Origin of the sequence: Streptomyces sp. CA-250714 (assembly GCF_050936705.1) — a bacterium.
In the GTDB taxonomy this organism is placed as follows: domain Bacteria; phylum Actinomycetota; class Actinomycetes; order Streptomycetales; family Streptomycetaceae; genus Streptomyces.
Genome location: NZ_JBNJMI010000002.1, coordinates 802,352 through 820,876, shown reverse-complemented (window position 1 = coordinate 820,876; position 18,525 = coordinate 802,352). Strand labels below are relative to the sequence as shown.

The 18,525-nt window shown below is 73.8% G+C and carries 14 protein-coding genes; 8 read left to right on the top strand and 6 right to left on the bottom strand.

Annotated features, from left to right (window positions below; genetic code table 11):
- Positions 1 to 107: 107 nt before the first annotated feature.
- Entirely contained in the window at positions 108 to 656 is a 549-nt protein-coding gene (locus ACQEU8_RS22605; protein ID WP_433103903.1) for a gamma carbonic anhydrase family protein, read from the top strand.
- Positions 657 to 727: 71 nt separating this feature from the next.
- Positions 728 to 1,498: an acyltransferase gene (locus ACQEU8_RS22600; protein ID WP_433103901.1), complete on the top strand. Its 771-nt coding sequence runs from the start codon at positions 728 to 730 to the stop codon at positions 1,496 to 1,498.
- 12 nt (positions 1,499 to 1,510) lie between these two features.
- On the opposite strand, the gene ACQEU8_RS22595 is transcribed toward ACQEU8_RS22600, so the two are convergent.
- Positions 1,511 to 2,383 carry an EamA family transporter gene (locus ACQEU8_RS22595; RefSeq protein WP_433103899.1) on the bottom strand — a complete coding sequence of 291 codons (873 nt, stop codon included), beginning with the start codon at positions 2,381 to 2,383 and terminating at the stop codon, positions 1,511 to 1,513.
- Positions 2,384 to 2,473: 90 nt separating this feature from the next.
- Between ACQEU8_RS22595 and ACQEU8_RS22590 the strand changes: the two genes are divergently transcribed.
- Positions 2,474 to 3,061: a helix-turn-helix domain-containing protein gene (locus ACQEU8_RS22590; RefSeq protein WP_433103897.1), complete on the top strand. Its 588-nt coding sequence runs from the start codon at positions 2,474 to 2,476 to the stop codon at positions 3,059 to 3,061.
- Between the two features lie 32 nt (positions 3,062 to 3,093).
- Positions 3,094 to 3,654, top strand: a complete 561-nt coding sequence (locus tag ACQEU8_RS22585; RefSeq protein WP_433103895.1) for a YbaK/EbsC family protein — start codon at positions 3,094 to 3,096, stop codon at positions 3,652 to 3,654.
- Between the two features lie 86 nt (positions 3,655 to 3,740).
- On the opposite strand, the gene ACQEU8_RS22580 is transcribed toward ACQEU8_RS22585, so the two are convergent.
- Complete coding sequence (locus ACQEU8_RS22580) at positions 3,741 to 4,148, bottom strand: CoA-binding protein (protein ID WP_433103893.1); 408 nt, start codon at positions 4,146 to 4,148, stop codon at positions 3,741 to 3,743.
- A gap of 90 nt (positions 4,149 to 4,238) precedes the next feature.
- On the opposite strand from ACQEU8_RS22580, the gene ACQEU8_RS22575 reads away from it, so the two are divergent.
- The 3 genes from ACQEU8_RS22575 to ACQEU8_RS22565 all read left to right on the top strand — a co-directional run bounded on the left by ACQEU8_RS22575 (position 4,239) and on the right by ACQEU8_RS22565 (position 9,645).
- Positions 4,239 to 4,907, top strand: coding sequence for a YigZ family protein (locus tag ACQEU8_RS22575; RefSeq protein WP_433103891.1), 669 nt, complete (start codon positions 4,239 to 4,241; stop codon positions 4,905 to 4,907).
- A 152-nt stretch (positions 4,908 to 5,059) separates the two neighbouring features.
- Positions 5,060 to 6,328 (top strand): exonuclease SbcCD subunit D, encoded by a 1,269-nt coding sequence (locus tag ACQEU8_RS22570; RefSeq protein WP_433103889.1) that lies wholly within the window; start codon positions 5,060 to 5,062, stop codon positions 6,326 to 6,328.
- Positions 6,325 to 9,645, top strand: coding sequence for an AAA family ATPase (locus ACQEU8_RS22565; protein WP_433103887.1), 3,321 nt, complete (start codon positions 6,325 to 6,327; stop codon positions 9,643 to 9,645). The genes ACQEU8_RS22570 and ACQEU8_RS22565 overlap by 4 nt, the downstream gene beginning before the upstream one ends.
- A 140-nt stretch (positions 9,646 to 9,785) precedes the next feature.
- Here the strand turns inward: ACQEU8_RS22565 and ACQEU8_RS22560 are convergent, their stop codons facing one another.
- The 4 genes from ACQEU8_RS22560 to ACQEU8_RS22545 form a co-directional block, all read right to left on the bottom strand.
- Positions 9,786 to 11,498 (bottom strand): DUF885 domain-containing protein, encoded by a 1,713-nt coding sequence (locus ACQEU8_RS22560; protein WP_433103885.1) that lies wholly within the window; start codon positions 11,496 to 11,498, stop codon positions 9,786 to 9,788.
- Between the two features lie 85 nt (positions 11,499 to 11,583).
- Entirely contained in the window at positions 11,584 to 12,798 is a 1,215-nt protein-coding gene (locus ACQEU8_RS22555) for a GNAT family N-acetyltransferase (protein ID WP_433103883.1), read from the bottom strand.
- Between the two features lie 113 nt (positions 12,799 to 12,911).
- Entirely contained in the window at positions 12,912 to 13,442 is a 531-nt protein-coding gene (locus ACQEU8_RS22550; RefSeq protein WP_433103881.1) for a DUF1990 family protein, read from the bottom strand.
- Between the two features lie 19 nt (positions 13,443 to 13,461).
- The gene (locus ACQEU8_RS22545; RefSeq protein ID WP_433103879.1) at positions 13,462 to 15,045 is read right to left on the bottom strand and encodes an alkaline phosphatase D family protein; all 1,584 of its coding nucleotides are present in this window, start codon (positions 15,043 to 15,045) and stop codon (positions 13,462 to 13,464) included.
- A 332-nt stretch (positions 15,046 to 15,377) separates the two neighbouring features.
- Here ACQEU8_RS22545 and ACQEU8_RS22540 point away from each other — a divergent pair, with 332 nt between their 5' ends.
- Entirely contained in the window at positions 15,378 to 18,500 is a 3,123-nt protein-coding gene (locus ACQEU8_RS22540; RefSeq protein WP_433103877.1) for a hypothetical protein, read from the top strand.
- Positions 18,501 to 18,525: the final 25 nt, after the last annotated feature.

The following is an 18,525-nucleotide window of genomic DNA, read 5'->3' as shown; positions in this document are numbered from 1 at the left end:
TGCCCCGCAGGGTGGGCTGCGCTTGCCCACCCTGCGCCCCTGGCGCAGACTGCCCAAGCTTCGCTGGGGGAGGCACCCCCTCAGCAGGCCCGAACAAGGAGAGCAGAGTGGCACAGCGGGGAGTGATCGTGACGGTCGGCGGGCACGAACCGCGGCTGGACCCCACGGCGTTCAACGCGCCGACCTCCGTGATCGCCGGTGAGGTCACCATGGCCGCCGGGTCCAGCCTCTGGTACGGCGCCGTGCTGCGGGCCGACGCCGGGCCCATCGTGCTGGGCGAGGGCAGCAATGTGCAGGACAACTGCACCGTCCACGGCGACCCTGGCTTTCCCGTCACCGTCGGCGCGCACGTCACGGTCGGCCACAACGCCGTCCTGCACGGCTGCACCGTCGAGGACGAGGTGCTGATCGGCATGGGCGCCACTGTCCTCAACGGCGCGCACATCGGCGCCGGTTCCCTCGTCGCGGCGCAGACCCTGGTGCCCCAGGGCACCGTGGTGCCGCCCGGTTCGCTGGTCGCCGGGGTGCCGGGCAAGGTGCGGCGTGAGTTGACCGACGAGGAGCGCGAGGGGGTGCGCTTCAACGCGCTCGTGTACGTCGAGTTGGCCAAGCAGCACCGTGAGGCGTCCATCGGCGAGGGAAGCGCGCACTCCTGAGCGGGCAACCCCGGGTTACTGGTGAGGAACATCACCGGGGTGGGCGAGTGCCGGGGCGCTACCGTGACGGCGTGCCCTCCCTCAGGAACGTGTTCTCCTCCCTCAGCTCCCGCGCTGTGCACGGCATCTGGCGCCGGGCCCAGCGTGCGGGAGCCGTCACGGCCGAGCGGCCCGGGCCGTACGCGTTCCGCAGGATCGGGACCGGGACCCGGCTCGCCTTTCCGCAGGGCACACTCTTCGGTACGCCGTGGATCGAGTTGGGCGACCACTGCATCGTCGGCCAGGACGTCACGCTGACGGCCGGCATGATGCCGGACCTGGATCTGGGCCCCGAGACCGTGCTGCGGCTGGGGAACGGCGTGGTGCTCGGCCGGGGGAGTCACATCATCGCGGATACCACGGTCAGCATCGGGGACGATGTGTTCTGCGGCCCATACGTCTACATCACCTCGACCAATCACTCCTACGACGATCCGGCGCGCCCCGTCGGCAAGCAGTGGCCGCGTACCGCGCCGGTCGAGATCGGAACCGGCAGCTGGATCGGTGCCGGAGCCGTCGTCCTGCCGGGCGCGAAGCTGGGGCGGAACGTGGTGGTCGCGGCGGGCGCCGTGGTGCGGGGCGAGGTGCCCGACCACGCGGTGGTCGCGGGCGCGCCCGCCAAGGTGGTGCGGCGCCTCGATCCGGAGCAGGGGTGGCAGCCGCCGCTGCGCACCCCGCCACCCGTGCCCGTGCCGGAGGGGGTCACTCCGCAGGAGCTGGCGGCCCTGGCCGAACTGCCCCGCCAGCACGGGCGGCTGGACGGCACAGGGGAGGGTGCCGAGGGCCCCCTCCCCGACTGCTGAGCCCGGCGTCGGTCAGCCCGAGGCGAGCAGCACCGTGCCGAGCAGCGCCAGCCCCGCACCGGCGGTCTGCATGGCCCGCAGCCGTTCCTGGAGCACGCTCCGGGCGGCCAGCGCGGTGACGACGGGGTAGAGCGAGGCCAGAACGGCGGCGACGGTGACCGGGCCGTGCTGCGCGGCGACGGCGTACGTCCCGTTGGCGGCGACGTCCGCCAGGCCGACGAAGGCCAGCGCGGGCAGCGCCGTCCACACCGCCCGCATCCCCTCCTCGGGGAGCGCGGGAGTGCCCCGGCGCACCGAGGCGTAGAGCGCGCCGCCGCCCACGACGACGTTGACCACCCGTTGGATGAACAGCGTCAGGAAGAGCCCCGTGATGGTGGCGGACGCCTCGGCGACCAGGCTCATCGTCGCGCCGAAGCCGAAGGCGGCGACCACGGTCAGCAGAATCGTGCGCTGCTGCACAGGCGCGCCACCACCGCCGACCCCACCGGCCAGCACCACACCGGTGACGGCGACGAGGCTGCCCGCCGCCTGCACCAGCCCGGGCCGTTCGCCGTGCAGCACCATGCCGACGGCAACGGGTACGGCGACGCTGCCGAGGGTGGCGACGGGGGAGACCACGCCCATCGGGCCGATGGCCAGCGCCCGGTAGAAGCACAGCATCGACACCGGTCCGATCGCGCCCGCCGCCACCGCGCACCACAGCAGCCGGGCGTCCAGCTCGCTCCAGGCGCCCGTGCCGAGCACGATGGCGCCGAGCACCAGGCAGGCCGCGCCCTGCGAGACGACCACCACGGTCAGCTCGCGCAGTCGTTTGCTGAGCAGCCCGCCGCCGAAGTCGGCCAGCCCCCACAGGAGACTGGTGGCCAGAGCGAAGACAGCGGTCATGGCAGTAATCCCTCGCAGTACAGTGTGGTGAACGCTTAAGTCCAGGACACCGTAGTTCACCATAGTGCACTCTGTCATCTATTATTTTGGATGGTGCGGAACACCGTGACGGACCTCGACAACCTCACGCAGGCGCTCGCCCGCAACCTCAAGCACCTGCGGGCCGAGCGCGGCTTCACCCTGGACGCGCTGGCGGCGCGGGCAGGCGTCAGCCGGGGCATGCTCATCCAGATCGAACAGGCCCGCACCAACCCGAGCGTCGGCACCGTCGTCAAGATCGGCGACGCCCTCGGCGTCAGCATCACCTCGCTGCTGGACTTCGACCAGGAGCCGCAGGTCCGGCTGGTCCCGCCGGAGCAGGCCGTACGTCTGTGGTCCACCGAGGCGGGCAGCCACAGCACCCTGCTGGCGGGCACGGAAGCCCCCGGTCCGCTGGAACTGTGGCACTGGAAGCTGGTGCCCGGTGACGCCAGCAGCTCCGACCCGCACCCCATCGGCACCACCGAGCTCGTGCACGTCACCGCGGGCACGCTCACCCTCGAGGTGGACGGCGACAAGTACACCGTCCCCGCCGGGACCTCCGCCTGCTTCGAGTCGCATGTGCCGCACGGCTACCGCAACGACGGTACGGAAACCGTCGAGATGACCATGGCCGTCTCGGTCCCCGAACCGCGCTGATCGAGCATCGCGCGGTTGGCTAAGGTGCCGGTATGCGAGCGCCCATCGGAGACTTCGACAACGCACGGCCGGCCCCCGAGGTACTGGACCAGCTGGCCACCCCCGTCGCCGCCGCCGTCCGGGGTTGGGAAGGCCCCGTACCCGCCGACCAGTTGCTCTACGTCGACACCGATCCGGAGAAGGCCGACACCGCCGTCTTCGCCGAGACCTACGGCAAGGACCTGCTGGAGACGTCGGCCAACTGCGTCGTCGTCGCCGCCAAACAGGGCGGGGTCCGCACCCTCGCGGGCTGCGTGGTGCTCTCCTCCGCCCGCCTCGACGTCAACGGAGCGGTACGCCGCGGCCTCGGCGCCCGCAAGGTCTCCTTCGCGCCGCATGAGACTGCCGTCGGCGAGACCGGCATGGAGTACGGCGGCATCACCCCCATCGGACTGCCCGCCGACTGGCCGCTGTTGCTGGACGCCGAGACGGCGGCCCTGCCCTGGGTACTGATCGGCAGCGGCAGCCGCAGGGGCAAGCTGATCGTCCCCGGCAAGGCACTGGCTACGCTCCCGGGCGCCACGGTTGTGGAGGGGCTCGGGTTGCGCGGCTAGGGGGTGCCCCTTGGCCGACGTCGCAGGCTGCGGGTTCGCTGTGGCTGGTCGCGCCGTTCCCCGCGCCCCTTCGGGGCGCACGGCGCTCATCCCAGTCGGGGGATTTCGATCGCCGGGCAGCGGTCCATGACCATCCGCAGGCCGGCCGCCCGGGTGCGCTCGTACGCCGCTTCGTTCACCACCCCGAGCTGGAACCAGACCGCTGCGGCGCCGATCGCCACCGCCTCGTCGGCCACCGGTCCCGCGAGGGCGGAATTCACGAAGACGTCCACCACGTCCACCGGGAAGGGGATGTCCGCGAGGCTCGGGTAGCCGCGCTCGCCGTGCACCGTCTCCGCCTTGGGGTGGACGGGCACGATCCGCTTGCCGTAGCGCTGCAGCACCTGGGCCACCCCGTACGCGGGCCGGGAGGTGTTCTGCGAGAGACCCACCACCGCCCAGGTGTCACCCAGCTCGGTGAGAATCTCCCGCACCGTCCCGGAATCGCCGTACATCGTTCCCTCTCCTCCGTAGCAGGCCCTGTCCCTGCGACAACGGTTCCCACCGCGCGCCGATTCCCGCTGCCCTGGCCATAGGCTGGCGGGATGCAGCAGGAGCAGCGCGCACAGCAGGAGCAGCAGCCCGAGGGACCCGCGGAGTACATCACCGTCGCGGCGGAGGGCGTGCACGAGACGGAGGTCAACCGCTCCCGCTTTCTGTGCGCCCTCGCACCCGCCGCCACCGAGGCCGAGGCGCAGGAGTTCATCGCGCGCGTCCGCAAGCAGCACCCCGGCGCCAACCACAACTGCTCCGCGTACGTCATCGGCGCCGACGCGAGCATCCAGAAGGCGAACGACGACGGCGAGCCGGGCGGCACCGCGGGGGTGCCGATGCTGCAGATGCTGCTGCGCCGCGAAGTGCGCTATGCGGTGGCCGTCGTCACCCGCTACTTCGGCGGCGTCAAGCTGGGCGCGGGCGGCCTGATCCGCGCGTACGGCGGCGCGGTGGGCGAGGCCCTGGACGCCGTCGGTACCGTCACCCGGCGACGCTTCCGGCTGGTGACGATCACGGTCGGCCACGAGCGTGCCGGGCGGCTGGAGAACGATCTGCGCGCCACCGGGCGCCAGGTGCGCGAGGTGCGCTACGGCGCCGAGGTCACCATCGAGCTCGGGCTGCCCGACGCCGATCTGCCCGACTTCCGGGGCTGGCTCGCCGACGCCACCGCGGGCACCGCGCGGCTGGAGGTGGGCGGCGAGGCGTTCGGCACCGTGTGAGTGCGCGGGACGGGCGGCGTGGTTGGGCGCCGCCGAGTGCCGGATATCGCGCCCCGTCGAGCGCCGGATATCGCCCCCCGCCGAGGCCGGACGTCGCGCCGGGTCCGGGGTGCGGCACGCGCTGTCAGTGGTGGGCCTTAAGGTCGTTGACCATGCGTCTGCTGCACACCTCGGACTGGCATCTGGGCCGGAGCTTCCACCGCGTGAGCCTCCTCGATGCCCAGCGCGCCTTCCTCGACCACCTGGTCGCCACCGTCGAGGAGCGCTCGGTGGACGCCGTGCTCGTCTCCGGTGACATCTACGACCGCGCGGTGCCCTCGCTCGCCGCCGTCGAGATGTTCGACCACGCGCTGCACCGGCTGGCGGAGCTCTCCGTGCCCACCGTGATGATCTCCGGCAACCACGACTCGGCCCGCCGCCTGGGCGTCGGCTCGAAGCTGATGGGCCGCGCGGGCATCCATCTGCGCACCGACCCACGCGAGTGCGGCACACCCGTGGTGCTCGACGACGCGGACGGACAGGTCGCCTTCTACGGGCTGCCGTACCTGGAGCCCTCGCTGGTGCGGCAGTCCCTCGGCGCCGAGGGGGCGGGACACACCGCCGTACTCCGCGCCGCGATGGACAAGGTGCGCGCCGACCTCTCCGGCAGACCTGCCGGAACCCGCTCCGTCGTCCTGGCGCACGCCTTCGTCACCGGGGCCGAAGTCTCCGACAGCGAGCGGGACATCACCGTCGGCGGCGTCGCCTCCGTACCCGCGTCCGTCTTCGACGGCGTCGACTATGTCGCGCTGGGCCATCTCCACAACTGCCAGTCCATCACCGAGCGGGTGCGCTACTCCGGCACCCCGATCGCCTACTCCTTCTCCGAGGCGGGCCACCCCAAGTCCATGTGGCTGGTCGACCTCGGCCCCGGCGGTGAACTCGCCGCCGAGCGGCTGCACTGTCCCGTCCCGCGCCCCCTCGCCCGGCTGCGGGGCACGCTCGACGAACTGCTGACGGACCCGGCACACGAACAACACGCGGACGCTTGGGTCGAGGCCACCCTCACCGACGCCGCCCGGCCGCACGACCCGATGGCCCGGCTGGCGAAGCGCTTCCCGCACACCATCAGCCTCGTCTTCGCGCCCGAGCGGGAGGAGACCGACGACGAACGCTCCTACGCCGTACGACTGAAGGGCCGCACCGACCGGCAGATCGCCGAGGACTTCGTCGGCCACGTACGCCCCGGACGGCAGGTGGCGCCCGAGGAACGCCGGATGCTGGGGCAGGCCCTCGAGGCGGTGCGGGTCGCCGAGAGCGCCGAGCCGCCCGCCGTCTCCCGCACCGGGCCGGCCGTCTCCGGTACGGCGCCCACCGCACACCCCGCCGACGGCGGCAGCCGGCGCCCGGCCGCCGACGGCGAACGCGAGGTGGCCCGTTGAGGCTGCACCGGCTCACCCTCACTGCCTTCGGCCCGTTCAGCGGCACCCACACCGTCGACTTCGACACCCTCTCCTCGGCCGGGCTCTTCCTGCTGCACGGCCCCACCGGCGCGGGCAAGACATCGGTGCTGGACGCCGTGTGCTTCGCCCTCTACGGCGGCGTACCCGGCGCCCGCCAACAGCCCGGCGGCACCCTGCGCAGCGACCACGCCGACCCGCACACCCGCACCCAGGTGGTCCTCGATCTCACCGTCGCCGGCCGGCGGCTGGAGCTCACCCGCGCCCCCGAGCAGCTCCGCCCCAAGGCCCGCGGCACCGGCCTCACCCGCGAACGGGCCCGCTGCGAACTGCGCGCCTGGGACCCGGCGACCGGCGAGTGGCACGGTCTCAGCCGCTCCCACCAGGAGATCGGCGAGGAGATCAGCCAGGCACTCGGTATGAGCAAGGACCAGTTCTGTCAGGTGGTCCTGCTGCCGCAGGGCGACTTCGCGCGGTTCCTGCGCTCCGGTGCCGAGGACCGGGCGAAGCTGCTGGGGCGGCTCTTCGACACCGGCAGGTTCGCGGCCGTGGAGGAAGAGCTGGCGCGGATGCGGAAGAGCGCACAGCACGAGGTCGCCACGGCCGACGAGGAACTGCTGGCCCTCGCCCACCGTATGCGGCAGGCGGTGGGCGACCCGGCCGAACTGGGCGAAGGCCCCACAGGCACGCCCGACGCCGACCCCGTGCCAGGCCAGCGCACCGCCCCGGCGGCCATCACCGCACCGGCACGCGGCAGCGGACGGGCCGGCACCCGGGCCAAGCAGGCCAAGGAAGCCGAGCGGGGCAGGCTCGCCCCCGGCGACCCGGGCCTCACCGACGCCGTCCTGGCCTGGGCGGCACAGGCCCGCTCGTACGCCCGCGAACGCCTCGCCTCGGCCGCCCTCGCCGCCGGGACCGCGCGCGAGCAGTACGGATCGGCCGTACGCGAGCTGGAGACGAGCCGTGAACTCGCCCGCGAGCAGCAGCGGTTCGCCCGCGCCCGGCAGCGTGCCGACGAGCTGGCGGCCAAGGCGGACGAACGGGACGCGCTGCGGCGCAGGCTGGAGCGGGCGCAGGCCGCCGAGGCCGTGGCCCCGGCGCTCCGGTTGCACGGCGCCGCACGTGACGAACACGCGCGGGCCCGCGCGGCCGAACGGGATGCCCGCGCCCACCTCCCGCGCACCCTGGCCGACGCCGAGCCGGAGCGGCTGGCGGCGCTGGAGCGGGAGCTGCGCCAGGAGCTGGGCGCACTGCGGGCCACCCGCGAGGAGGAGCCGCGCGCTGCCGGAATCGAGGCCGAACTGCGCCGTCTGGACGCCGAGTCCCGGGCCGACGACGAACTCCTCCGCGAGGCGGCGGAGTGGCTGGCGGGCTGGGAGGAGCAGCGGCACGCTCTCCAGCGCCGGGTGGACGAGGCGCTGGAGGCCGCCACCCGCGCCGAACGCCTCGCGGGCCGGCTGCACCCAGCTCGTACCCGCCTCCAGGCCGCCCGCCGCCGCGACCAGCTCGCAGCCGAGATCGAGACCGCCGCCGAAGCCGTCCGTAGCGCCCGAGAGGAGGCCGCCGACGCGAAGGAGCAGTGGCTCGCCCTGCGGGAGCGGCGGCTGCGCGGTATCGCGGCCGAGCTCGCCGCGAACCTGGCGGCGGGCGAGCCCTGCGCCGTCTGCGGCTCCACCGAGCACCCCGACCCGGCGCGCGAGGAGCCGGACCACGTCGACCGCGCTGCCGAGGAGGAAGCCCTCGCCATCAGCCAACGGGCGAGCGAGCGCCGCCAGTCGGCCGAGCAGCGACTCGCCGCGCTGCGGGAGAGCCACACCGCCGCGCAGGCGGAAGCGGCGGGCGGGGGAGGCGGCGACGGACCGGAGGCCGGGAGGGCCGGTGCGGGGTCGGGCGCCGGGCCGGACGCCGAGCGGGTGACCGGCACTGGCAGCGAGCCCGCCGCTGCGAGCGGTTCCCGGCCCGAGGCGGGCGGCCCGCCCGGGCGGACCGCTGGGGAAACCGCTCGGCCGACAGCGGACCCGGGCGTGAGCACCGAGGCGCTGGCCGCCGCCGTCGCCGCGCTTGAGGGCGAGCACGCCGAGGCCTACGCGCTGGCGGCCGGCACCCATGAGGCCCGCGAGGCGCTGGCCGCCGCCGAGCGCGAACACACCGAGCGGCAGGCCACCCGCCAGGATGCCGAGCGCCGCTCCGCGGCCCGCACTTCCACCCGGGATGCGCTCCAGCGGGAGCTCGCGGCCCTCACCGAGCGGCTGACGAAGGCCCGTGGCGAGGCGCCCAGTGTCGCCGCCCGCTTCGCCGAACTGGAGCGCCGCGTCGGCCTACTGTCCCAGGCCGCGGAAGCCGCCCATACGGCGGCCCGCACTGCCGAACGGCTCACGGACTCCGCGGCGCAGCTGGCCGAGGCCGCGGACAGGGCAGGTTTCACCGGGCCTGACGACGCGGCGCAGGCCGTGCTCCCCGAACCCGAACAGCGCGAGCTGCGCGTCCAGCTGGAACGCCTACAGGCTGAGGAGGCCGCCGTACGCGAGGAGTTGGCCGAACCCGCGCTGGCAGCGGCCGCTGCCCGTCCCGCTGCCAGGCCGGAGGCGGCCCAGGCCGCCGCCGAGGCGGCCGAGGAGCGGCTGCGTGCCGCCGACGCCGAGCACCACGCCGCGCGCGGCCGGGTCGAAGCCCTCGACGAGCTGGGCCGGCGCGCCGCCGACCGCGCCCGCCGGCTGGCACCGCTGAGTGCGACCTACGACCGGATCGCCCGGCTGGCCGGACTCGCGGCGGGCACCTCCGCCGAGAACGAGCGCCGTATGCGACTGGAGTCGTATGTGCTGGCAGCGCGGCTCGAACAGGTCGCCGGGGCCGCCTCGGCGCGGCTCGGCAAGATGTCCGGCGGCCGCTACACGCTGGTGCACTCCGACGAACGGGCCTCCGGGCGCGGCAGATCCGGTCTCGGACTGCACGTCGTGGACGCCTGGACGGGCGCCGAGCGGGACACCGCCACGCTCTCGGGCGGCGAGACGTTCTTCGCCTCCCTCGCCCTGGCCCTCGGGCTGGCCGACGTGGTGACCGAGGAGGCCGGCGGCACCCGGCTGGAAACCCTCTTCATCGACGAGGGCTTCGGCAGTCTGGACGAGCAGACACTGGACGAGGTGCTGGACGTGCTGGACTCGCTGCGCGAGAGGGACCGCTGCGTGGGCATCGTCAGCCATGTGGCCGACCTGCGGCAGCGGGTGCCGGCCCAGTTGGAGGTCGTCAAATCGCGGGCGGGCTCAGCGCTGCGCCACCACGCGGCCCCGGCGGACGGCTGAGCCGGCTCCCTCCGCCGGGACTGGGGGCACCTCCCGGCCGAAGGCTGGGGGAGGCTCGGCCGCGGCAAACGTGTCCGGCGGTGCCGAACCCGCCCCGGGCTGAGGCCGGTTCGGCACCGCCGGTGCCCGCAGATCCGGGGTCAGAGCACGGAGAGCTCCGCCACCAGATCATCCAGCCCCAGCGAACCCAGCGAGAGGGCTGCCATGTGCCAGGACTTGGCATCGAAGGCGGCACCGCGCTCCCGCTGCGCCGCGTCCCGGCCCTCCAGCCAGGCGCGCTCGCCCAGCTTGTAGCCGATGGCCTGGCCCGGCATGCCGAGGTAGCGCACCAGCTCGCTCTCGACGAAGTCCGCGGGGCGCCCGCTGTGCATGCCGAAGAACTCCTGCGCCAGCTCCGGGGTCCACCGCTCGCGGGGGTGGAAGGGGGAGTCGGCGGGGATCTCCAGCTCCAGATGCATACCGATGTCGACGATGATCCTCGTCGAGCGCATCATCTGCGCGTCGAGGTAGCCCAGCCGCCGCTCGGCCGTGGTCAGAAAGCCCAGCTCGTCCATGAGACGTTCGGCGTACAGCGCCCAGCCCTCGGCGTTGGCGCTGACCATGCCGACGGTCGTCTGGTAGCGGGAGAGCCTGTCGGCGACGTACGTCCACTGCGCGAGCTGCAGATGATGTCCGGGCACACCCTCGTGGTACCAGGTGCTGACCAGGTCGTAGACCGGGAACCGGGTCTCGCCCATGGTGGGCAGCCAGGTGCGGCCCGGCCGGGAGAAGTCCAGCGAGGGCTGGGTGTAGTACGGCGCGGCGGCGCTGCCGGGCGGGGCGATCCGGGCCTCCACCCGGCGTACCGGCTCGGCCAGTTCGAAGTGGGTGCCGTCCAGCGCGGCGATGGCCTCGTCCATCAGCCCCTGGAGCCACTCGCGTACCGCCTCGACGCCCTCGATGGCCTCGCCGTGCGTGTCCAGATGACGCAGCGCCTCCCAGGGGGTCTTCGCGTCGGGCAGGATCTTCGCCGCCTCGGCGCGCATCTCGGCGAGCAGTCGGTGGAACTCCTCCCAGCCGTAGCGGTACGCCTCCTCCAGATCGAGATCCGCGCCGTTCCAGTAGCGCGACCAGAGCGCGTACCGCTCGCGGCCCACCGTCTCGGGGGCGCCCGCGACGCCCGGTGCGTACACGTCCCGCAGCCAGTCGCGCAGTTCGGCGATGGAGCGGGTGGCCTCGGCGGCGGCCTCGCCGAGCTCGGAGCGGAGGGTGTCGGGGCAGCCGCCGGCGAACTGCGCGAACCAGCCACGGTCGTCTTCCGCGTCCTTCTCGCCCAGCCACTGCGCCAGCTGTCCCAGCACCGTGGAGACCTGGCGGGGCCCGGCGTACAGACCGCGGGAAAGCCCCTCGGCGAGGGAGGCGCGATACCCGTCGAGCGCGAGCGGCATCGCCCGCATCCGGGCGGCGACCGCCTTCCAGTCCTCCTCCGTCTCGGACGGCATCACGGTGAAGATGCCGCGTACCGAGTGCAGCGGCGAGCGGATGTTGCTGACCGCGCGCAGCTCCTCCCCGGCCTCATGGACGGCCAGCTCGGCGGTCAGCCGCTCGCGCAGCAGCCGGGCGCAACGCCGCTCCTCGTCGCTGTCGCCGCCGGGCCGCGCCTGGGCCGCCTCCAATTCCGCCAAGGTGGTGCGGCACAGTACGGCCATGGCCTCCTGGCCCGCGGGCGAGAAGTCGGGCAGCCTGCTGTGGCTCTCGGGCACCCCGAGGTAGGTGCCGGAGATCGGATCGAGTTCGACGAGCGCGTCGACGTAGGTGTCGGCCACCTGGCGCGGCAGGGGCCCGGGGGTCGCTGAGTTGATCGCATCGGACATGGGCCCATCCTCGTACGCCGATGCCCTCGCCGTCAGCACCGGGACGGCGCAGGTGGGCCACCGGAGCGCGGCGCCGGTGCGGCGCTCAGCGCGGCGCCACGGCGGCGGGCGTCAGCGCGGCGGTCACCACGAGGGTGCCCTCCTCGACCTGGTAGTCGAGCGGCAGCCCGAGCCCTCGCATGGCCGCGACCATGCCCGTGTTGGACGACTGGGTGACCGCGTAGACGCTCTCGCAGCGTGCCTCGCGTGCCATGCCGATCAGCCGCCGCAGCAGTGCGGAGCCGATGCCCCGGTGCTGCCAGGCGTCCTCGACCAGCAGCGCCGCCTCCGTCTCGTCGCCGTCCCATAGCAGGTGACCGAGGGCCACCAGCTCGCCCGCGGGTGACTCAACGGCGAGGGTGCGGCCGAACCGGGGCGAGAGGAGGTGCCGCAGATAGCGGTCGGCGTCCTTGACGGGGCCGTGGTAGCGCCGCCGGAGCGTCTGCTCCGAGCAGCGGGCGTGCATGGCCAGCGCGGCCTCCAGATCGCCCTCGTCGGCGCGCCGGATGGTGACGGAGCGGCCCTCGGGCAGGGTCAGCGCGTGCTGCTCGCGCGGGGTACGCCGCCCCAGTCGCGCGTCGAGCTCCACCAGGGCATGCGCCCGGGCGAACTCGGTGGGAGTGAAGGGCACATGGTGCCGTTCCACGACGATCTCTCCTCCGGCAGGGTCGGGCAGCCGCAGCAGCGTACCCTCCAGTGTGCCCTCCGCGGGGGTGTCGCCGGGGACCGAACGGATCGTGCAGCGGCCCAGCAACGTCCGCAGGGCCAGCGGGAGTTCGGAGGTGTCCAGGGCGGCCCGGGTGGCCAGACCGAGTATCCGGGTGGGGGTGTCCACCAGGTCGTGCGCGTCTGCCCGCTCGGTCCAGGTGTCGCTGCCGCCCGCCTCGGACAGCAGCCGGGTCAGCTCGTGCGGCTCCAGTGCCGCTGGGGTGCGCAGCAGGAACTCGTCCACCACACGGTCGCCGAGCGGGTGCGTCTGGAGCGTGAGGATGTCGACCCGGCCCGCCGCCAGTGCACTGCACACGCGGGCGAGGGAGCCCGGTTCCTCTCGTACTGTCGTCCGCACCCGCCACAGCGCGGTGGCGTCGTCGGTGCTCGGCCGTCCGTCCGCGCGGGTGCTCCTGCCGGAGCGTTCGCCGTACGGCTCCCGGGCGAGCCAGGTCCGCCACCCGTTCCGCGCGGCCTCCGTCGCGCGGTGCCAGGGGCGTGTCGTCGCGCCGGTCGCGGTGTCCGTCTTCTTCACGGCAGAGTCATCAGCCATACGACCACCCTGCTGGAAGGTCATTGCCTGACCACGAACGATGCATGACAGGTGCGTAAAAAGAGCAGCTGGCTGCCAAACGTCCCTTTTGAGCCATCTGTTGAGCGTTCATCCTATGGCGCGTCCCCCTCTCGGGCCAGCCGCCGCAGAACCTGCCCGCACCGGTGCGCGTACAGCCGTTGAAACACCGGCACCGCGGGGCCCGCCGCACGCGTCCACCACACCGCCGGCCTGCTGTAGGCCCACACGGTCAGCCAGACCCGGCCGTCCTCGGCGTACTCGACCAGGAACGCCTCCTCACCGCACTCCGGATGCCCCGGCAGCGTCCCGTACGCCCATCCGGCGCGGCGCTCCTCCTCGGCGGTCCACACCACCCGGCACGAGCCGCCGACCCGCCACCGCCCCACACCCAGGCTGACCGTCACCCGTACACCGGGCGCCGCCCGTTCGGCGTCCGTATCCATCCGTACGCCCATCGCACGGTGCATGCGCCACTCCAGCACGGCCCGCGAGGCCGCCGCGAAGGCGGCCTCGCCGGTGTCCAGCAGAGTGCGTACGAACAGCGGACTGAAACCGGGCGGCGTCACCCGGTGCGCGGTACGGCCGACGGGTGTGTAGCTGAACGCGGGCTCCTGTGCGGTCACGGCTGTTGCCCTGCCCGCGTCACTGCCCTACCCGGCCCGGCTGCAGCACCTTGGTGAACAGCACCGCGCCGCTCTCCTCGCGCAGCCGCACCGTCATCTCACCGGTCGAGCCGTCGATGTCCACCTGGCCGAAATACTGCCCGCCCTCGGTCGGCGGCGTGTTGGGACGGGTCGGGGCCTTGATGAACTTCTGGTCGGGTCCGAAGGTGCCGTCCAGCTTCAGCGCGCCGAACCCGCCCGCGTTCAGCGGCCCGGAGACGAACTCCCAGAACGGCGCGAAGTCCTTGAACGCCGCCCGGTCGGGGTCGTACCGCTGCGCACAGGTGTGGTGCACATCCGTGGTGAACCACACCGTGCCGGTGATCCGGTGGTGCTTGATGTGCCGCAGCAGCTCCGCGATCTGCAACTCCCGGCCGAGCGGGGCGCCCGGGTCGCCCTGCGCGACCGCCTCGTAGTCGGTCTTGCCGTCCGGTACGACCAGTCCCAGCGGCATGTCCGAGGCGATCACCTTCCACACCGCACGCGAGCGCGACAGCTCACGCTTGAGCCACTTCAGCTGCCGCTCGCCCAGGATGCCCTGGGCGTCGTCCGGCTGCCGGCCGGGCGAGTTGGCGTTCCGGTAGGCGCGCATGTCCAGGACGAAGACGTCCAGCAGTGGGCCGTGCCGCAGTACGCGGTAGACGCGCCCGTCCGCGTCCTCGGGCGGCAGCGTACTGATGGGGAAGTATTCGCCGAAGGCCCGCAGCGAGCGTGCCGCCAGTGTGGAGACGTCCTTCTCGGTGTACCGGTCGTCGTCCAGGATCTCGCCGGGGTACCAGTTGTTGAGCACCTCGTGGTCGTCCCACTGCACGATCGACGGGACCTGCGCGTTGAACCGGCGCAGATTCTCGGCCAGCAGGTTGTAGCGGAAATTGCCGCGGAACTCCGCCAGCGTCTCGGCCACCTTGGACTTCTCCTCCGTGGTGACGTTCCGCCACACCCCGCCGCCCGGCAGCTCCACGCGCTCCTGGATGGGCGCGTCGGCGTAGATGGTGTCGCCGCTGTTGAGGAAGAAGTCCGGATTCAGGTTCCGCATCTGATCGAAGATCGGATAGCCGCCCCGGTCCGGGTTGATGCCCCAGCCCTGCCCCGCCAGGTCACCCGACCACAGGAAGCGCACATCCTGCCTGCGGGCCGGCGCCGTGCGGAAGGTGCCGTGGATGGGCTGGCCGGTGCGCCGCGGGTCGTCGGGGTCGGCCAGGGTCACCCGGTAGTGGATCTGTTCACCCGGCGGCAGCCCGTGCAGCGCGGTACGCCCCGTGAAATCGGTGTCGGGACCCACGATCGGGCCGTACCACCGTTTCGGGTTACGGAAGGACTCGGTGGCCGCGGTCTCCACCACCATCCGCGCCCGACGGTCCGCACGCACCCACACCAGCCCGGACGACGTTGTCACGTCCCCGGCCTGTACTCCCCACTCCGCTGCCGGACGGCCGCGCCGCACCTGTGCCGGTGCCGCGGCGCTGAGCAGCGGCAACGACAGCGCCGCGCCCGCGCCGACCGTGCCGCGCAGCACTGCCCGCCGCGCGGGGGGTCTGCCGGTCGCCGGATCGCCTTGTGCCATGTGCGGGCCTCCTTGAAGCGTGCGGTGTCGGAACGTCTGCCGGACTCGCAGGCGTCGGCCACTACGCCTGACGTCAACCATGGAGCCGGGCAGACGTCCATCATTACGTCAGGCATCAGCTGTGACGCCATACATCGGCTGTTGCCTGTGTTACCTGTATCCCGTCCGTGTGCCGTACACACGAAGCCTCAGTGAACACCGGTGTCACACCGGACAGAAGAGGGCCGCCCCGACTCCGCGTGTCCGACCGCTTCCGGCGCCCTAGGATGCCGCTTCACGGACAACTCCACCCGCATGCTGCCCGACCGCTCCACCCCGGCCCAGGAGGCCCGATGACCACCAGCCGTACGCCCGCCCAGCTCCGTGCGGACATCCGGGCGTGGGGCGCGGTGCCGCACGGTCCCGAGCGCGTCGCCCGGGCGGCGGATCTGGTCGCGGAGGCCGAGACACTCGCGGAGGCCGGCACCCGCGAGGGGCGGGCCGCGCTGGGCGCGGCACTGCTGCATCTGGCCGCCAGCCGCGCCTTCGGCTCGGCCGCCCGCACCGCTCCGGCCCCCGTCGCGCGGGCGCTGCGGTTGTGGGACGAGGACCCCGAAGCCTTCGACGCCGAGACCGCGTTCGCACTGCTGTGGTCCCTCCGCTGGGTCGTGGAGGACCTGATCGCCGACCCGGAGACCCCCGTGGCGGACGTGGAGGAGTGGCTCACCCTGATGGCCCGCAGCCACGCCGACGCCGGCCTGTCCCAACGTGCCGTGTACGCACGCGAGTTCCTGGCCGCCCAGTGGTTCGGCGACCGGCCCCGCGCCGCCCGCGCCTACGACGACTGGCTGGAGGCCGAACGCGACCGGAGCGCCGACTGCGCGGGCTGCGAGCTGGCCTGGCGCGGCCGGGCACACGCCGCCCGCGCGGAGGAAGCGGAGGTCCGGGCGCCGGGCAGCGGGGCCGCCGAGGACGAGGCGGCGCTGCGGATGTGGGAGCCGGTGCTGCGCGGCGAGTACCCGTGCGGCAGTCGGCAGCCGTACGTACTGGCCGCTTCGCAGGCCCCGCTGCTGCGCCTCGGCCGTGTCGCGGAGGCCCGCGGCCGACACCTCGCCGGCTATCTGCTGGTCCGGGAGGCGCCCGTCGAGCGCGGCGCCCTCGCCCGGCACGTGGAGTTCTGCGCCCGCACCGGGAACGAGCCACGTGGCCTGGAGATCCTCGCCGAGCAGGACGGGACGCGTTGGGAGCCGCAGGACGACGCGCCGGGGTATGAGGCGTGGATGGCCGCCGTAGCGCTGCTGATGCGGCGGCTCGGCGAACTCGGCCACGGCACCGACCCCGTCCCCGGGCCCCCGGGACGGGACTGGGACGCCGCCGCACTCCTGGAGTACGCCGCCGCGCAGGCGCAGGATGTAGCAGGCCGTTTCGACCGGCGCGCCGGCACCACACTGCACGGAGCGGCCCTCCGCGCCCGGCTCGCGGCGACCCCGCTGGTCGAGCACCTTCCGCTGGGCGTCGGCGCGGTGGCGCTCCCACCGGCACCGTCCGCGGGCGGGGCGGAAACCGCGGATCCGTACCGGCTGCTGGAGGAGGCGCGGCAGCTGAGCGCCGTCGGGCACCCGGAAGCGGCAGCCCGGTGGGCCGCCGCGGAAGACGCCGTCGCCCGTACCGGCGTACGACTCGACCAGGGGGAGCGGGCCGAACTCCTCGACCACCGGGCCATGGAGCTGGCCCGTACCGATCCGGCGGCCGGCGCGGCGCGCTTCACCGAGGCGGCGAGCCTCTTCGCCGGTGCCGGGCTGCCGGGCGAGGCCCTCGCCTGTCGGGCCCGCGCCGCCTTCGCCGCGTCCTTCGCGCCCGAGGACGCTGCGGTACCGCCCGAGTCGGTCGACGCACTGTGCGCGGAGGCCGAGCATCTGCACGCCGAGGGCCGCATCGGCACCCGGCACGCCACCGCCGTACTGCTGACCCGCGCCCGGCTACGGGCCCACGACCTCGGCGGGGCCCAGGACGACGGAGGGAACGGCGGTACGCCCTTCGACGCGGCGAACCCGGCCAGCGCGGCGAGCGCGGACGGCGCGGACGCGGCCGAGCCGGAGCAGGGGGACGGCGCCGCCGGCGACCCGCTGGGCCCGGCCGCCGACGCGCTCGACGCCGAGCTGGCACACCTGGTCGCCCTCGCCCAGCCCGACAGCTCCGAGCCCGCCGTCCGCGCCCGGATCGCCGAGGCCACCGAGACCCGGGGACGGCTGGCGGCCCAGCGCGGCGACGCGGTCCGCGCGGGCGAGCTGCTGGCCGAGGCCGCCGACCTCTTCCACGAGGCGGGCCGACCCTGGTCCGCCACCGGGCCCGAACTCGCTCTGGCCCGGCTGCTGATGGAGACCGGCGACCACAAGCGGGCAGCCGAGGTGCTGCGCGGTGCCTTGCAGGACCGGGCGGACGCGGCCGACCGTACCCCCGCCGACCTCGCGCGCCTCCACCTCATGCACGCCGACGTGCACGCCGCACAGGGACTGCTCGCCGAGGAGGCCGAATCCCTACGGCACGCCGTGCACGCGCTCCAGACCTCCGACGGCGGTGCCGAGGTCACCCGCGCCAGGCTCCGCCTCGGCGGCTGTGTGCTCGCCCTCGAACAGCCCGACGAGGCGGCGGCCGTCCTCGTCGCAGCGCTGGGCGAACTGCTGGACGCCGCCGACGAACCGGGCATCGTGCAGGCCTGCGTCTGGCTCGGCCAGTCATGCGCGCGCCCCGAACAGCTCCAGGCCGCCGCCCGGTTGCTGCGCCGCGCCGCCGACCTGCCGCATCCATGGCAGGACGCGAACGGGCACGCCGTCGTCACCCATCTGGCCGCCGACACCCACCGTGCCTGCGACCGGTACGCCGTCGCCGCTGAGCTGTACGGGCGGGCCGAGAAGCTGTGGCGGGCGCTGGGCGACCAGCACGCCGTCATCCGTACGCTGCACGCCCGGGCCTGGCTGGCGATGGAGTCGGGTGCGCCGGTCGAGGAGTCGCTGCGCTTCATGGACGCGGCCCAGGAGGAGATCGCCGCGGTGCTCGACGACCCGGAGGGGGAGCTGGACGAGGAGCAGCGGCTCCGGCTGCGCCTGGAGACGGGCCACACCCACCGGCAGACCGCCGAGCTGCTGATCGAGGCGGTGTCGGTGCCCGCCGCGCCCGTCCCCGGCGAGCAGGGCGCCGTCGCGCTGGACTGCTACGCGCGGGGCATCGAGTACGCGGATCGCGCCGTGACCGCGTTCCACGCCTGCGGCGAGGCGGGGTTGCACGAGGCGACGAGCGCGGAGCTGCGCGCTGCCGCGCTGGAGGTGGACCTCGGCCGGTACGACCAGGCCGTCGCCCGGCTCACCCGCGTACGCGCCGCGTACCCGGCGGGCACGCCGGACCCGAACGGCGTGGTCGCGGAACGGGTGAGCGAGGCGGGAGCGCTGGAGCTCCGCATCGAGGGTGCGCTGAGCTGAGAGGGCTGCGCCCCGAAGGGGCGCG

What these genes read in the sequence shown, in the direction of transcription:
- ACQEU8_RS22575 (WP_433103891.1), top strand. Translation starts at nt 4,239, where the DNA reads ATGCAGCAGGAGCAGCGCGCACAGCAGGAGCAGCAGCCCGAGGGACCC.
- ACQEU8_RS22595 (WP_433103899.1), bottom strand. Translation starts at nt 2,383, where the DNA reads ATGACCGCTGTCTTCGCTCTGGCCACCAGTCTCCTGTGGGGGCTGGCC.
- ACQEU8_RS22540 (WP_433103877.1), top strand. Translation starts at nt 15,378, where the DNA reads ATGACCACCAGCCGTACGCCCGCCCAGCTCCGTGCGGACATCCGGGCG.
- ACQEU8_RS22545 (WP_433103879.1), bottom strand. Translation starts at nt 15,045, where the DNA reads ATGGCACAAGGCGATCCGGCGACCGGCAGACCCCCCGCGCGGCGGGCA.
- ACQEU8_RS22580 (WP_433103893.1), bottom strand. Translation starts at nt 4,148, where the DNA reads ATGTACGGCGATTCCGGGACGGTGCGGGAGATTCTCACCGAGCTGGGT.
- ACQEU8_RS22555 (WP_433103883.1), bottom strand. Translation starts at nt 12,798, where the DNA reads ATGGCTGATGACTCTGCCGTGAAGAAGACGGACACCGCGACCGGCGCG.
- ACQEU8_RS22560 (WP_433103885.1), bottom strand. Translation starts at nt 11,498, where the DNA reads ATGTCCGATGCGATCAACTCAGCGACCCCCGGGCCCCTGCCGCGCCAG.
- ACQEU8_RS22585 (WP_433103895.1), top strand. Translation starts at nt 3,094, where the DNA reads ATGCGAGCGCCCATCGGAGACTTCGACAACGCACGGCCGGCCCCCGAG.
- ACQEU8_RS22570 (WP_433103889.1), top strand. Translation starts at nt 5,060, where the DNA reads ATGCGTCTGCTGCACACCTCGGACTGGCATCTGGGCCGGAGCTTCCAC.
- ACQEU8_RS22590 (WP_433103897.1), top strand. Translation starts at nt 2,474, where the DNA reads ATGGTGCGGAACACCGTGACGGACCTCGACAACCTCACGCAGGCGCTC.